The organism is Nocardia albiluteola (assembly GCF_018860155.1).
In the GTDB taxonomy this organism is placed as follows: Bacteria; Actinomycetota; Actinomycetes; order Mycobacteriales; family Mycobacteriaceae; genus Nocardia; species Nocardia albiluteola.
The window spans coordinates 80,426-93,966 of record NZ_JAHKNI010000012.1 but is presented as its reverse complement, the minus strand read 5'-3'; the positions used below and the strand labels follow the sequence as shown (position 1 = coordinate 93,966).

Genomic DNA, 13,541 nt, shown 5'->3' with positions numbered 1-13,541 from the left:
CGCCGCGGCGCACGGGGATTACCGTCCTGATACCGGCACGATCAGCGTGCTACCCGAAGCCACCTGCGCGCCCTGCAATGCGTTGAGCTGCATGATCTTGCGCACCGTATCCTGCACCGGCACCCCGGGCGCCACCCGCGCGGCCACCTCACTGAGCGGTTCCCCCTCCCGCACCTGCACCACCGTGGTCTGCGGGGCGGCGACGACGCCGGAGCGGAGCTGGCCCAGCTCGAGCAATCCACAGACGGCCGCCGCACTGAGCAGCGCGGCCAGCGCGAGGCTCGCCAATCCGAAGCGCGCCCGTTCCACCTGCACGGCCGGATGCGGCACGCGCGAGGCCCGGACCTGTGCGTGGCCGTACCGTACGCCGGCCGATGCGGGCCGCGCGGGACCCGGCCGGCGGGCGCCCACGCCGCGGGCCGCCCCGGCGGGCCGGGCCGCGGGACCCGACGGCCGGAACCCGCGCGGCGCGGCAACGCGGGCGGGATCGGTTGTGGTGACATCGAATTCGCTGATCGTGGTGCGCATCGGACAGACCTCCAGGGACGGTGAACAGGATGGATATCCGGGATTCGATCATGTGTTCGAAGAACTGGTGTTCGATTTCTACCACGCACCACTGACAAAGTCACCACCTTCGCAACATGCGTCGAACAGATGTTTGAAACCTGGCGGCGAGCGGACTACATTCGGATCACGAAACCGGACTGGCCCGGGCGAGGAGGATCAAGCACACCCATGAACGGGAGGACCACGACCGTGAGTGAGCGAAGCGGAGCGAGCGTCGGAGAGGTGCGAGCATGAGAGAGCGCACCGTAGACGGAAACGACGCCGGCGACGATCCCGTCCCCGCGGGCGACGATGTCGAATCGCCCGGCACCGGAGCCGATCTCAGCGCGCGCCAGCGCAAGGTGCTCGAAGTCATCCGCACCTCGGTGAGCGAGCGCGGCTATCCGCCGAGCATCCGCGAGATCGGCGACGCGGTCGGGCTCACCTCCACCTCCTCTGTCGCGCACCAGTTGCGCGCGCTCGAGCGCAAGGGCTACCTGCGCCGCGATCCGAATCGCCCACGCGCCGTGGATGTCCGGGGCCTGGACGAGACGGCGGTGCGGGCGGTCGCCGGGGTCACCGCCCTGCGGTCCGTGCCCGGCGAGCCGGCCGCGGCCGATCAGCCGATCCCCACCTATGTGCCGGTGCTGGGCCGGATCGCCGCCGGTGGCCCGATCCTGGCCGAGCAGGCGGTGGAGGACGTGTTCCCGCTGCCGCGCGAGCTCGTCGGCGAGGGTTCGCTGTTCCTGCTCAAGGTCGTCGGCGAGTCGATGGTCGACGCCGCGATCTGCGACGGCGACTGGGTCGTGGTGCGTCAGCAGAACGTCGCCGACAACGGCGATATCGTCGCGGCGATGATCGAGGGCGAGGCCACGGTCAAGACGTTCAAGCGCACCGGCAAGGAGGTGTGGCTGCTGCCGCACAACCCGCTGTTCGAGCCGATCCCGGGCAACGATGCGCAAATCCTGGGCAAAGTGGTCACGGTCATCCGCAAGATCTGAGCACGGCGAGAGCCCTGCGGGGCAACCCCGGTTGCCCCGCTGGGCTCACCTCCGGAAGCGTTGCCGGAATTGCGGATCGTTCTCCCACCACAGGCCGCTGGTCGCCGCGGCCTCGCCCGTCTCGGGCTCGGCCGCGCTCCGGCTGAACTTGCGCCGTGGTGCAGACGCGGGCGAGTCCGCCTCGGCCGCATCGAGTTCCGCGTCGAGCTCGGCGGCCTTGCGCCGCTCGTCCGAGGCCCATGCCCGCATCAGCGACAGCAGGTACGGCAGCCCGAGCACATCGCCCAGCACCCAGATGATGCCCGCCGAGATGGTCTGATCCATCCGCAGGTCCGGACCCCAGTGCCGCCCCACCGCGGTGTAGTAGCCGACCGCGATCAGTGGGCCCCACCACAGCACGATGCCCAGGATTCCGTCGGCCAGGGATTCGAAGATCGTGATGAGCAGCGAGAGCCCCTGCGAATACCGGTGCGGCACCGGATCGGCCTGCAGCCGGGAGTAGAAGTACACGAAACCGATGCACACCAGCACGATTCGCGTCAGCGCGTCGGCCGCGGAATTCCGCAGCACGATCTCGTACCAGGGCGACAGATACAACAGCCACGGCGCGGCCAGCATCGCCAGCGACGGGCCGAGCGGGAAGGTGACCGCGCGGGCGATCGTCGAGTCCAGCAGCCGGTCCAGGCGCGCCTGACCCACCGGGCCGAGAGCATCGCGCAGCACCGTGAGCGGCCGGCCGCTGGCCAAGCCGAACGGCACCACATACAGCAGCAGCAGCATCTGCAGCGCCCGCACCCACATCAGCGTGTCCGAGTAGACCCCGACCACGCTGATCCCGGTGAGCAGCCAGAGCGCCAGGCCCATCACTCCGAAGAGCGCCACCCGCCCGGCGGGCTGGGTCGCCGCACCGCGCCTCGCCGCCCGCGACCGAGCCACCACGTATCCCAGCGCGAGCGCCGCGGTCACCACGACCGTCGAAGTGTCCCAGCGCCAGGACTCGAACACGGACTGCATGGTCAGCGGCGTCTCGATCCATCCCACGGCTGCCAGTATCCACCCGCGGATTTTTCAGTGACCAACCACGTGGGGGTTGCGATGCGCGGGGCCGTGAGCGTCCTCACAGTGGGCGGCGATATCGGCTCCGAGCGCGATCACTTCCGGCTGCGCGTGGTCGACCTGCAGCGTGGCGTGTTCGATGTGATGGTCGTGCTCGAGCCAGTGCGCCAGATCCAGGCGCACCGCGTGGCAGTCGCGGCCGGGCTCCACCAGCACGTGCGCGGACAGCGCCGGCGAGCCGGAGGTGATCTCCCAAATGTGCAGGTCGTGCACCTCGACGACGCCGTCGCGCGCGGCCATGGCCTGGCCGATCGCGGTGGGATCCAGATCCGCGGGCGCGGCCTCGAGGAAGATCCGGCTCGATGCCCGGACCAGGCCCACCCCCGCCTTGACCATCAGCGCGACCACCACGAGGGTCGCGATCGCATCGGCGCGGACGAATCCGGTGGTCACGATCACCACACCGGCGACCGCGGTCGCGATGAAGGCGAACATGTCCGTGAGGATGTGCTGGTAGGCACCCTCGACGTTCAGGCTGGTCCGGTTGGCGCGCGAAATCATCCAGGTCGCAGCGAGATTCACCACGACCCCGACCAGCGCGGTGATCAACACCAGGGTGCCGGCGACCTCCGGCGGAAACAGCAGCCGGCGCACGGCCTCGTAGGCCAGCCACGCCGAGAGCAGCAGCAGAGTCAGGCCGTTCGCCTGCGCGGACAGGATCTCCACCCGCTTCCAGCCGAAGGTCATCCGCCCGGCGGCGGGCCGCGCGGCCAGGCGGATCGCCCACAGCGCCAGCACGATGGAGGCGGCGTCGGTCAGCATGTGAGCGGCATCGGACAGCAACGCCAGCGAACCGGCGGCAATACCGACGATCACCTCGCCGAGCATGAACGCCACGATCACCGCCAGCGCCCCGGCCAGCCAGCGACGGTCGCTGTCCGGTGTGGCATGTGCGTGCGCGTGGCCGCCGCCGTGCGCGTGGCCGTGGGCGTGTCCTGCCCCCATGGGCATGCTCCTTTCGTCACGTCTGGCTTCGTTTTCAGATAATATGCACACATCGCTATGTATGCAAGGAGACTGCTTCCGGCGAGTTCCCCTATCGAAGTGAACCTTCCGGTCGGTATGCGAAAGCGGTTGCGGGACAAAATCTTTCGCCATATGGTGCGGTCAACTTGACATCTCAGGCGAAATGGTTGACCATTTCGTGGTCAGCACCTCGCTAGGCGAGGCTCCTGTTCGAACACAGGCCACTGATCCGACGACGTCGAGAGACGCCCAGGGTTAGGACAGATCTTCCCGGATTAAGGGGTGATCCGAAGTGGCTTCCCATCCGGGATACGTCGTTCAGTGCCGAAGCTCTGACGAGAGGGGTGCCCACTCGGTCGTTCGAGGCCGGGTTTCATCTCCCCTCTCATTCGTGGTGGCGCTGACTCGAGTAACGACGTGCGCGTGCGTCCTGGCAGCAAGGAGGTGAGGGACGACCAATGTCCGGCGATAGTCCGTATCCGAGTCCGGATCGAAAACCCGTTTCGTTCCCAACTTGCTGCGACATCATCCCTGCCTGACCGCAAGCAGAAACCAGCCATCGGCACCCCCTGCGACATCCGTCGGCGGGTGGGTCGATGCCGGTTTCCGTGCGATCAGACGGGCGTGAAATCAGTTGCGGCAGTTGGCCTTCCGCAAGGAGCAAGGTCATGACCTTCAACACCTTCACCCGCCGCAACTCGATGATGGCCGCCCTCGGCGAGTCCGCTCGCCGCGTCCGGGCGCGCTACAACCTCACCCCCGAGGAGCGCCACAACCTGCGCGCCGCGCAGACCCCGCTCGCGGTGGTCACCGCATCCCTCGGCGGGCACTCCTACCACCGGTAGGAACCCCCTTCGCGAGGCAGGCCGGAAATGCCTGCGCCGCAACCCATCCCGGTACGCCGACAGTAAATTTCGCCGACGTATCCGGCGCGTCCGAAGCCCGGGCAACGATGCCCGGGCCCGACCAGCGATGAACACCTCAGCGCGGCCCCACCGGGAATTCCCGCGCCGTCAACGCGTCGGCCAGCGATTGTCACGGCGTACGAATTTTGCAGCACAGCAACATATTCGAGGAAGGAGGGAACGGCGATGGCCTTCTTCTCCAACGGCGCGACCCGCCGCGGCACCACCACCGTCACCTCACCCGCATCCGACGCGACGGCGGGCACCGCCGTGATGGACAGCGCCCACGTCGGCGACATCGTCGGCGCCCTGGGCAGCATCGGGCAGCACGACACCATCGAGGGCCGCACCCGCTGGCAGCGGTTCCGCATGCTGTTGGCCGTGATCGGCCCCGGCCTGATCGTCATGGTCGGCGACAACGACGCCGGGGGCGTCGCGACCTACGCGCAGGCCGGGCAGAACTACGGCATGGCGCTGGTGTGGACCCTCGCGCTGCTCGTCCCGGTGCTCTACGTCAACCAGGAGATGGTGGTCCGCCTCGGCGCGGTCGCCGGCGTCGGGCACGCCCGGCTGATCTTCTCCCGCTTCGGTAAGTTCTGGGGCGCGTTCAGCGTGGGCGACCTGTTCATCGTCAACGCACTGACCATCGTCACCGAATTCATCGGTGTCACCATGGCGCTCAACTACTTCGGCGTACCCCGGGCCGTCTCGATTCCGCTGGCCGCAGTGCTGCTGTTCGCGATGGTCGCGGGCGGCTCGTTCCGGCGCTGGGAGCGGTTCCTGTTCGGGCTGATCGCGATCAACATCGTGATGTTCCCGCTCGCGTTCATGGTGCACCCGAACATCGCCTCCACCGCCAAGGGCATCATCCCGTCGTTCCCCGGCGGCCTGAACTCCACGCTGCTGCTCCTGATCGTCTCCATCGTCGGTACCACCGTCGCGCCCTGGCAGCTGTTCTTCCAGCAGTCCAACATCGTCGACAAGCGGATCACCCCGCGCTGGATCAAGTTCGAGCGGATCGACCTGTGGGTCGGCATCGTCGTGGTGATGGTCGGCGCGATCGCGATCATGGCGGCGGCCGCCTTCGGCCTGGGGCCCAGCGCCATCGGCAACTTCACCGATGCCGGTGCGGTGGCGAAGGGCCTGCACGACCACCTCGGGCAGGGCGCCGGCGCGCTGTTCGCGATCCTGCTGCTGGACGCCTCGCTGATCGGCGCCAACGCGGTGGGGCTGGCGACCACCTACGCCCTCGGCGACACCATGGGCAAGCGGCACTCGCTGCACTGGAAGATCACCGAGGCGCCGCTGTTCTACATCGGCTACGCGGTTCTGCTGGGCATCGCCGCGGCGGTGGCGTTCAGCCCCGATCACGTGCTGGGGCTGCTGACCCAGGGCGTGCAGGCGCTGGCCGGGGTGCTGCTCCCCTCGGCGACGGTGTTCCTGGTGCTGCTGTGCAACGACAAGGCGGTACTCGGCCCGTGGGTGAACACCACGCGGCAGAACATCATGGCGGGCATCATCGTGTGGTCGCTCGTGCTGCTGTCGCTGGCGCTCACCACGACGACGTTCTTCCCGAACACCTCCACCCGCACGCTGGAGATCGGCTTCGGCATCGGTGTGCTGGTCGGTGTGCTCGGCGGCGTGACCGTCGCGCTCGGCAAGCGGCGCGCCGACCGCAAGGCTGCCGAGCGCACCGCGGCGGAGCTGGGCGGGCTCGACCCCGAGCAGATCGAGGAGCTCGACGACACCAAGCTCAGCCGCGCCGAGCGCAAGCAGGTGCTCGCGCAGGACCGCGACACCTGGCGCACCCCCGCGCTGGATGCCCTGGAGCGGCCGGCGTTCTCCTCGCTGCGGATGGCGGGCATGATCGCGCTGCGCGGTTACCTGCTCATCGCGGTCCTGCTGGTCGGAGTGAAGATCTTCCAGCAGATCACCGGATAACACAGGCGGGCCGATCCGCCCGGCGCACGGACTCGGGGATACCCGGATGGATCGGCCGACATACGGCCTGGTGATGTATCGCAATGGGCGGTGCATTACCAGGCTGTTTCCGTTTTCGGCCAGACTGTCCCACACATGACGCCCCTGAGCCCGGCCGTCCTGAATATGACAGCAAAACTTGCAAGTTTATCTGCTATATTTCATACTGGGCTCATGGCGGCGAACCCTGAGCACGATGCGCACCCCGGCGAGACCCGGTCCGCCGCCGAGCTCGCGGCCGCCGCCACCGAACTGCGGGTCACACTCGCCCGCATCCTGCGCCAGCTGCGCGCGGCCCACTCCACGATGGAGATCACCCCCTCCCAGAGCGTGGTGCTGGACCGCTTACTCACCGACGGCCCGGCCACCGTGGCCGCGCTCGCCCGCGCGGAAAACGTACGCCCGCAATCCATGCGGGTCACCCTGGCCGCACTCGAGGAGCGCGGCATGGTCGAGCGCAGCCCCCACCCGACCGATCAGCGGCAGGTGCTGCTGTCGGCCACCCCCGAGGTCGAGCAGCAGCTCGCCGCGGTCCGGACCGCCAAGGAGGACTGGCTGGCCCGCTCGATGGCGGAAAAGCTGAGCCGCGCCGAGCAGGATTCGCTGCTCGCGGCGATTCCGCTGCTGCGGCGACTGCTCGAACCCTGAGCCCCACCGAACAAGTAGCCCCGAGAGGACATCGGCGTCACCGGCATCGTGCTGAGCGGAATCGCGACCAGCATCGGCGTCGAATCCACCGCCCGCGCCGCACACGAGCACGGATATCACGTCACCGTCGCGACGGACGCCTGCGGCGACCGCGATGCGGATTCCCACGAGCACAGCGTCACCAAGATCTTCCCCCGGCTCGGCGAGACCGCCACCACCGCCGAGATTCTGTCCCTTGTCTCGGCGCCCCGCTGATATATCGCCCGGACGCGATGGGGACGCCCGGACCCACGGCGCCGAGCCGGTTGAACGCGCACGGCGGTGAAATGCACACTCCGGCACCGGCTCCCGCATCCCCGCGCCGAGCCCCGGCTCACGCGCCCGCCCGACGCGCACGGATCGGGCGCAACGGCCTCACCAGCACCGACAACACCGCATTCACATATCCGAATCCTCCCGCGCCGGACAATTCCAGCACCCGCCGGAATCATTAACACCCTTTCCCGAGAATCCCGGTCAGAAACGCCGAATAGCGTTGGATTCGCTGCATTCCATGACGTTGCTGTACGGTATATGCAATCCGAGTTGATCCGTGTCCGTGCGAAAGGGCTCAGTGATGGCCAAGAAGGTCACTGTCACACTCATCGACGATTACGACGGTAAGTCCAAAGCGGATGAGACCGTACAGTTCTCGATCGATGGTGTGGCCTACGAAATCGATCTGTCCACGTTGAATGCCGGCAAGCTGCGCGGCTCCCTCGAGCCGTGGACGGATAAAGCGCGCAAGGTGGGCCGGTTGAAGGCGGGAGCCTCCGCGCGCCCGAAGTCCGCCGCCGATCGCGAGCAAACCGTCGCCATCCGGGAATGGGCCAAGAAAAACGGCTACACCGTGTCGGCCCGCGGCCGAATTTCCTCCGAAGTCGTCGCCGCATATCACAAAGCCAACAAGTAGCCCCAGCAGCGTTTTCTCCCGAGCCCCGGCGGTCCCGAGACCTCCGGGGCTTCGTGGTTTCACCGGCTCCGGCGGCCGTGCGGCGGCCCGCCCCGACGCCCGAAACCCCGGTCGCCGCGAACAGTTTGGACCGACACGGTAACCTGGAATTCTGGTTCGGCAACACGTCGTTCCCGCAAGTCGCAACGTCGGATTGAGCGGGGGTGGGTTTGATACGAGATCACCGAATCGCGGAACTCGCCAGCCGGTGGCGTAGCGCGGTCGCGGATACCGGCTTCGTACCCATGTCCCAACGCGAACTCGAACAGCTGCTCTCCGATTTGATCGACAAGTTGGTCGCCACCCTGTCGGGCGAATCGTTCGACACCAACGCGGCCGCCGCGGTGGGCGCGCGGCTGGTCCACGCGAATCTCACCGATCCGCAGGTGCTCTCGCGCACGGCCCGCGCGCTGGCCCCGCTCGCGGATCTGATTGCACCGCACGGCAATCGTCTGATCCCCGCGCTGGGCGAGCTGGCCCGCGGCTATACCGAGGAACTGCTGGCCACCCGCGCCCGCCATCAGGAGATGCTGCATGCGGCGATGGCCGATGCCCGCAATGCGGCCGAGGCGCGGTTCCGGGTGGTGTTCGACAATGCCGCTATCGCCATCGGCATCGGCGACAGCCAAGGCCGAGTCGTGGACGCCAATCCGGCCCTGGCCGCAATGGTCGGGAAGCCGCTGGCGGGGCTGCGCGGACAGCCGGTCTCCGAGCTGGTGCATCCCGACGATCACGACGAGGTGCAGTCCCGCATCTTCCAGGAGCTGTTCGCCGCCGGATCCGGCACGGTGCGCCTCGAGCTGCGCTACACCCGCGCCGACGGCAGCAGTGGCTGGGCGGCCTGGGCCATCACCCTGGTCCCCGAGGCCGGCGGCCGCGCGGCCTACCTGCTGATCGTCGGCGAGGACACCACCCAGCGCCGCGCCCTGCAGGCCGAACTGCGGCGCCAGGCCCGCCACGATCCGCTGACAGGGCTGCCGAACCGCCGTCAGCTGGTCGACACGCTCGCGCAGATCATCGTCGACGCGGATCCGGACGACCGGATCGGCCTCGGCTTCATCGACCTGGACGGTTTCAAGGCCGTCAACGACACCTACGGCCACGGCGTCGGCGACCGGCTGCTGGCCGCGGTCGCGAGCCGGCTGGCCGCGGCGGCCGACGGAGCCACCCTGGCCCGGGTGGGCGGCGACGAGTTCGTGATCCTGCTCGCCCCGCCGTGCGATGCGGTGCGGGTCTCGGCGGTTGCGGAGGCGCTGCTGAGCGCGCTGGCCGATCCCATCCCGGTGGACGAGCACCGGTTGACGATCTCGGCCTGCATTGGTGCGGTGGTCACCCCGGTGTCCGGCGCCGATGCGGAGAAGCTGCTCGACGCTGCCGACGCCGGGCTGTACCGGGCCAAGGCGGCGGGCCCGAACCGCTGGGTGCTGCACAGCATCGACATCACGGCGGGGGGCAGCCTGACCGGCCTACGATGAACCCCGTGCAACCATTGCTACCGGACTGGGCCGCCGATGATATCGATCCCCATATTCCCAGCCCCGCACGGATTTACGATCACCTCCTGGGCGGTTTCGCCAACTTCGATGTGGATCGCCGAATCGCCGCGCGGATGAGCCGGATCATTCCCGAGATTCCGCGTACCGCACGGGCAAATCGGGCATTCCTGCAGCGGGCGGTGGGATTCCTTGCCGCACAGGGCATCGATCAGTATCTGGATCTGGGGTCCGGCATTCCCACGGTGGGGAATGTGCACGAGATCGCGCAGCGCGAAGTCCCCGGTGCGCGCGTGGTGTATGTCGATATTGATCCGGTGGCGGTGACGATGAGCCGGCGGCTGCTGGCCGATAACCCGAATGCCACGGCGACGCACGGGGATTTCACCCGCATCGATGCCGTACTGCAATTACCCCAGGTCACCGGGTTCCTGGACTTCGATCGCCCGATCGCGGTGCTGCTGGTGTCGGTGCTGCATTTCGTCACCGACGACACGGTGGCGCAGCACCTGTTCGACCGGCTGCGCGAGATCATGGCGCCCGGAAGCCATCTGGCGGTGTCCCATCTGACCAACGAGGGCCCGCCCGAACAGCTGGACCGGATGCTCGCGGTCACCGAGCAGGTCACCGGCCGCGGCGACCGGCTGCGCACCCACGACGAAATCACCGGTCTGCTGGGCGATCTCACGCTGGTCGACCCGGGCCTGGTGTATCTGGCGCAGTGGCGGCCGGACCCCGACGAGCCGATGCCGGAGATCCGGCCGCTGGACGGCTACGCGGGCATCGCCCGCAGAAACTGATACCGGGCCGTACTACGGAACCAGGAGCTGGCCGATAAAGGTCGAGAAGGCACTGCTGAGCTGATGGATGAAATGCGGAATCATCTATCGAAATCCTTTCGTCTCCACGGTGTTTCGCCGGTCCGGCGGGGCCGCCGACCGCACGTCACGGCGGGCCGGACATCCTGTTCAGGTATTCGGCGCGGCACGCTCGCCGGATGGGATCGGTTCGCCCACCGGATGCTCGGAGACGGTGGACGGCGTCAGATTCCCAGGGAGCGAGCGAATCCCGGCCACGCCGCGTGCAGCGACCGCTGCCAGTACGGCCAGGAGTGCTGTCCGCCGGGCACGTACTGGAAGGTTGCCGGAATGCCCAACCGGCTCATGGACGCCTGCAACCGACGGGTGCAGCCGGAAACGACCGATTCCAGCGCGCCGCCCGCGGCGGGTGTCACGCCCGTAGCGTCGCGGCCGCCGGTGCCCGCACTGATGTACAGGTTGGTCCCGCGCAACTTGGCCAGATTGGCGTCGGTCGAGGGATCGTTGGCCACCCAGCCGGGAGCGCCGTCCGGGCCCCAGATGTTCCAGGGGTTGCCACCGCCGGACAGGACGACGGCCTGCACGTACCGGCGACCGGGATCGGTGCTCGTCTGTGCGCAACCGCTGAACGAGCCGACGCTGCGGTAGAGACCGGGCGCGGCCTCGGCCAGCGCCAGGGCCGAGGTGGCCGACATCGAGACCCCCGCGATGGCGTTGCGCCCATTGGTGTCGTAGGCGGCGTCGACGACCGCGGGCAATTCCTCGGTCAGGAAAGTGGTCCACTTGTTGCGGCCCAGCACCGGATCCTCGGCCTGCCAGTCGGTGTAATAGGAGTACCGGCCGTCCAGGACGGTCACCACATTGACGTTCTTGTCGGCCGTGAAGGGGATCACGTCGGTCTCGGTCTCCCACGACGTCTCGCGACCGCCCGGCCCGATGCCGTCCTCGGCACCATCGAGCAGGTAGAGCGTCGGGCGCGGCACGCTGGTGTCGGCGGCGCGGATGACATCCAGGGCGATCACCCGGTGCATCGCGGCCGAATACACGTACACCGTGGACCGGCGGGCGTCGATCGGCACCGTGTGGTCGATGTGGGAGCCGTCGCCTGTCGTCGCGGCGGGCCGCACGTCCGCGCGCGCCAGCCCGGAAACCAGTGCCAGCCCCGCGGCCAGAATGACAGCACAACACCGCCCAATCGCCGCAATTCTGTGATCGTTCATACCGCCGCCTCACGGTTCTGCGTTCGACACTGTCCGCGGTCCGCCCGCCACGAGGGACGGGGGACCATGGTCGCAACGATCGGGCTACCGCTCGCGGTTCCGCCGCCACCCCAAACGCGACGGAGATCACTCGCGTCGGGTCCGTATCGCACCGGCCCACCACACAGGCGGCCGCGGCATCGTTGTGAACGATCACTATGGCTGTGAGGCACCACATTCCCAAACGTCACTACCGTCCGGGAAACTCGTCACGGCCGGTCTCGGAACGATTACGGTGATGGCACTGCAGTAACGGGGGAAGCGGTAACCGGGGGTTGAAGGAGTACGCAGGTGTCCATCTCCGCTCCCCTGACCATGGCCGGTCGCCCGATGTCGCTGCCGCTCAAGGATGTCTGGGCATTGTCCCGGCAGATGGTTGGCCACTTCGTCGAGAATGTCGCACCGTGCGGCACGCTGCCGGGCGATGCCATCGCCGGTGACGTAACCACTATCACGCGCACCTGCCTCGAGCTGGCCGTCAGCATGCTCGACGGCAAGGACATTCGCGCCAAGACCGAGCGGCTCGAGGATGCCGCCGGGCAGTGGGCCCGCGAGGGCGTGCCGATCAACACCATCCACCACGCCATCCACGAGGGCTTCAAGATCGGCCTGGACCTGGTCACCGGCCCGGCGCTCCGGCATGCGGTCGGCGCCGCCGAGGTGCCGGCCGGGACCGTGCTTACCCTCGGTGCCGACGATTACGAGAGCCTCGTGCACGGCGCCAAGCGCGTGGTCGAGATGCTCGACACCATGACCACCGCGGTGTCCGTCGCCTATGTGCGCGAGCTGCGGGCCGCGGTCAGCGAGCATCACACCGCGGTGCACACCCTGACCTCGGCGCTGCTGGGCGGGCACCCCACCTCCACCATGGCCCGCGAATGCGGAATCGAGATCGCCGAGCGGTACGACGTGCTGGCGGTGGCGATTCCGGCGCATCCCGAGCAGTCCAATCCGATGCTGGACGGCACCGTGGTGGCCCGCCGCAAGCTGCGGCGGGTGCAGGCCGAATTGGCGCTGCGCTGCGGCGAATCGCTGCTGTCGCTGCTCTCGGTGGACGGTGGCACCCTGCTGATCCCCTCGGGCCGGTTCGACGCGGACGCCCTGGCCGAACTCGTCGCGCGGCTCACGCGCGCCGCCCGGGTTCCGATCACCGCGGCGGTCGTCGCCAGCGCCGCCGCGGACATCCCGACCGCCGCGGACCAGGCCCATCAACTGCTGGACATGGTGCAGCGGCTGCGGTCCGAGCCCGGGCTGTACCGCTTCGACGAACTGGCCCTGGAATATCAGCTGACCCGCCCCGGGCCGGGCCGGGAATATCTCGGCGCGCTGCTCGAGCCGCTGGACGAGCACCCCGAACTGCTCGAGACGCTGCGGACCCACATCGCGCACAATCTCAATCGCCAGCGCACCGCACGGCTGCTGCATGTGCACACCAATACGGTCGACTACCGGCTCAAACGCATCGGCCAGCTCACCGGCTTCGATCCGACCCAGGCCAGCGGGCTGTGGTATCTGCGCTCGGCGCTGGTCGCCCGAACCTATGGCAGCTGAACGGAGTTCACGCCGGCCGGCCCGAATCCGGCCGGATCCGGCCCTCCTCCACCAGGGTTCGATAGGCCGCGGCCTTGCGCGGACACTCCTCGCGCAGGCAGCCGCGATGGCGCTGCATAGTCGAATGCGCCTCGGTGACGGTCAGCGGTTCCTCGGGCGCCTCGTGCGGCCAGCCCGTCGGCCACAGCGATATGTCCATATCAGTCGTCATCCAGCCCGGCCGACAGATACGCCACCGCGTCCAGCCATCTGGTACACCAGGGG

At 68.3% G+C, this 13,541-nt stretch carries 14 protein-coding genes and 1 riboswitch; of the genes, 9 read left to right on the top strand and 5 right to left on the bottom strand.

What is annotated here, in order from left to right:
• Nucleotides 1-18: 18 nt before the first annotated feature.
• Entirely contained in the window at nucleotides 19-528 is a 510-nt protein-coding gene (locus tag KO481_RS30340) for a LysM peptidoglycan-binding domain-containing protein (RefSeq protein WP_215921852.1), read from the bottom strand.
• Nucleotides 529-800: 272 nt separating this feature from the next.
• Between KO481_RS30340 and lexA the strand changes: the two genes are divergently transcribed.
• Nucleotides 801-1,550, top strand: coding sequence for a transcriptional repressor LexA (gene lexA / locus KO481_RS30335; protein WP_215921851.1), 750 nt, complete (start codon nucleotides 801-803; stop codon nucleotides 1,548-1,550).
• 45 nt (nucleotides 1,551-1,595) lie between these two features.
• Here the strand turns inward: lexA and KO481_RS30330 are convergent, their stop codons facing one another.
• Nucleotides 1,596-2,564 (bottom strand): cytochrome c oxidase assembly protein, encoded by a 969-nt coding sequence (locus KO481_RS30330; protein WP_215922076.1) that lies wholly within the window; start codon nucleotides 2,562-2,564, stop codon nucleotides 1,596-1,598.
• Nucleotides 2,565-2,618: 54 nt separating this feature from the next.
• A complete protein-coding gene (locus KO481_RS30325) occupies nucleotides 2,619-3,611 on the bottom strand; it encodes a cation diffusion facilitator family transporter (protein ID WP_215921849.1) in 993 nt (330 codons plus the stop codon).
• A 203-nt stretch (nucleotides 3,612-3,814) separates the two neighbouring features.
• Nucleotides 3,815-3,983: riboswitch (M-box (ykoK) riboswitch) on the top strand.
• Between the two features lie 317 nt (nucleotides 3,984-4,300).
• Between KO481_RS30325 and KO481_RS30320 the strand changes: the two genes are divergently transcribed.
• The 7 genes from KO481_RS30320 (at nucleotide 4,301) to KO481_RS30290 (ending at nucleotide 10,449) form a co-directional block, all read left to right on the top strand.
• The gene (locus tag KO481_RS30320; protein ID WP_215922105.1) at nucleotides 4,301-4,477 is read left to right on the top strand and encodes a hypothetical protein; all 177 of its coding nucleotides are present in this window, start codon (nucleotides 4,301-4,303) and stop codon (nucleotides 4,475-4,477) included.
• 246 nt (nucleotides 4,478-4,723) lie between these two features.
• Nucleotides 4,724-6,478: an NRAMP family divalent metal transporter gene (locus tag KO481_RS30315; protein WP_215921847.1), complete on the top strand. Its 1,755-nt coding sequence runs from the start codon at nucleotides 4,724-4,726 to the stop codon at nucleotides 6,476-6,478.
• Between the two features lie 213 nt (nucleotides 6,479-6,691).
• A complete protein-coding gene (locus KO481_RS30310) occupies nucleotides 6,692-7,165 on the top strand; it encodes a MarR family winged helix-turn-helix transcriptional regulator (RefSeq protein ID WP_215921845.1) in 474 nt (157 codons plus the stop codon).
• A gap of 30 nt (nucleotides 7,166-7,195) precedes the next feature.
• Nucleotides 7,196-7,420: an isochorismatase family protein gene (locus KO481_RS30305; protein ID WP_215922075.1), complete on the top strand. Its 225-nt coding sequence runs from the start codon at nucleotides 7,196-7,198 to the stop codon at nucleotides 7,418-7,420.
• Between the two features lie 361 nt (nucleotides 7,421-7,781).
• Nucleotides 7,782-8,117, top strand: coding sequence for a histone-like nucleoid-structuring protein Lsr2 (locus KO481_RS30300; protein WP_215921843.1), 336 nt, complete (start codon nucleotides 7,782-7,784; stop codon nucleotides 8,115-8,117).
• Nucleotides 8,118-8,401: 284 nt separating this feature from the next.
• On the top strand, nucleotides 8,402-9,631 hold the full coding sequence (locus tag KO481_RS30295) for a diguanylate cyclase domain-containing protein (RefSeq protein ID WP_215921841.1): 1,230 nt from the start codon (nucleotides 8,402-8,404) through the stop codon (nucleotides 9,629-9,631).
• 5 nt (nucleotides 9,632-9,636) lie between these two features.
• Entirely contained in the window at nucleotides 9,637-10,449 is an 813-nt protein-coding gene (locus KO481_RS30290) for an SAM-dependent methyltransferase (protein ID WP_215921827.1), read from the top strand.
• 242 nt (nucleotides 10,450-10,691) lie between these two features.
• Here KO481_RS30290 and KO481_RS30285 read toward each other — a convergent pair whose 3' ends face one another.
• The gene (locus KO481_RS30285) at nucleotides 10,692-11,687 is read right to left on the bottom strand and encodes an alpha/beta hydrolase (RefSeq protein WP_215921825.1); all 996 of its coding nucleotides are present in this window, start codon (nucleotides 11,685-11,687) and stop codon (nucleotides 10,692-10,694) included.
• 369 nt (nucleotides 11,688-12,056) lie between these two features.
• On the opposite strand from KO481_RS30285, the gene KO481_RS30280 reads away from it, so the two are divergent.
• The gene (locus tag KO481_RS30280; RefSeq protein WP_215922074.1) at nucleotides 12,057-13,277 is read left to right on the top strand and encodes a PucR family transcriptional regulator; all 1,221 of its coding nucleotides are present in this window, start codon (nucleotides 12,057-12,059) and stop codon (nucleotides 13,275-13,277) included.
• A 7-nt stretch (nucleotides 13,278-13,284) separates the two neighbouring features.
• Here KO481_RS30280 and KO481_RS30275 read toward each other — a convergent pair whose 3' ends face one another.
• The gene (locus tag KO481_RS30275) at nucleotides 13,285-13,488 is read right to left on the bottom strand and encodes a hypothetical protein (protein WP_215921823.1); all 204 of its coding nucleotides are present in this window, start codon (nucleotides 13,486-13,488) and stop codon (nucleotides 13,285-13,287) included.
• Between the last annotated feature and the right edge of the window lie 53 nt (nucleotides 13,489-13,541).

Coding starts and splice junctions, on each gene's coding strand:
- KO481_RS30285 (WP_215921825.1), bottom strand. CDS start 11,687: ATGAACGATCACAGAATTGCGGCGATTGGGCGGTGTTGTGCTGTCATT.
- KO481_RS30275 (WP_215921823.1), bottom strand. CDS start 13,488: ATGACGACTGATATGGACATATCGCTGTGGCCGACGGGCTGGCCGCAC.
- KO481_RS30295 (WP_215921841.1), top strand. CDS start 8,402: ATGTCCCAACGCGAACTCGAACAGCTGCTCTCCGATTTGATCGACAAG.
- KO481_RS30310 (WP_215921845.1), top strand. CDS start 6,692: ATGGCGGCGAACCCTGAGCACGATGCGCACCCCGGCGAGACCCGGTCC.
- KO481_RS30325 (WP_215921849.1), bottom strand. CDS start 3,611: ATGGGGGCAGGACACGCCCACGGCCACGCGCACGGCGGCGGCCACGCG.
- KO481_RS30340 (WP_215921852.1), bottom strand. CDS start 528: ATGCGCACCACGATCAGCGAATTCGATGTCACCACAACCGATCCCGCC.
- KO481_RS30280 (WP_215922074.1), top strand. CDS start 12,057: ATGTCGCTGCCGCTCAAGGATGTCTGGGCATTGTCCCGGCAGATGGTT.
- lexA (WP_215921851.1), top strand. CDS start 801: ATGAGAGAGCGCACCGTAGACGGAAACGACGCCGGCGACGATCCCGTC.
- KO481_RS30320 (WP_215922105.1), top strand. CDS start 4,301: ATGACCTTCAACACCTTCACCCGCCGCAACTCGATGATGGCCGCCCTC.
- KO481_RS30315 (WP_215921847.1), top strand. CDS start 4,724: ATGGCCTTCTTCTCCAACGGCGCGACCCGCCGCGGCACCACCACCGTC.
- KO481_RS30300 (WP_215921843.1), top strand. CDS start 7,782: ATGGCCAAGAAGGTCACTGTCACACTCATCGACGATTACGACGGTAAG.
- KO481_RS30330 (WP_215922076.1), bottom strand. CDS start 2,564: ATGCAGTCCGTGTTCGAGTCCTGGCGCTGGGACACTTCGACGGTCGTG.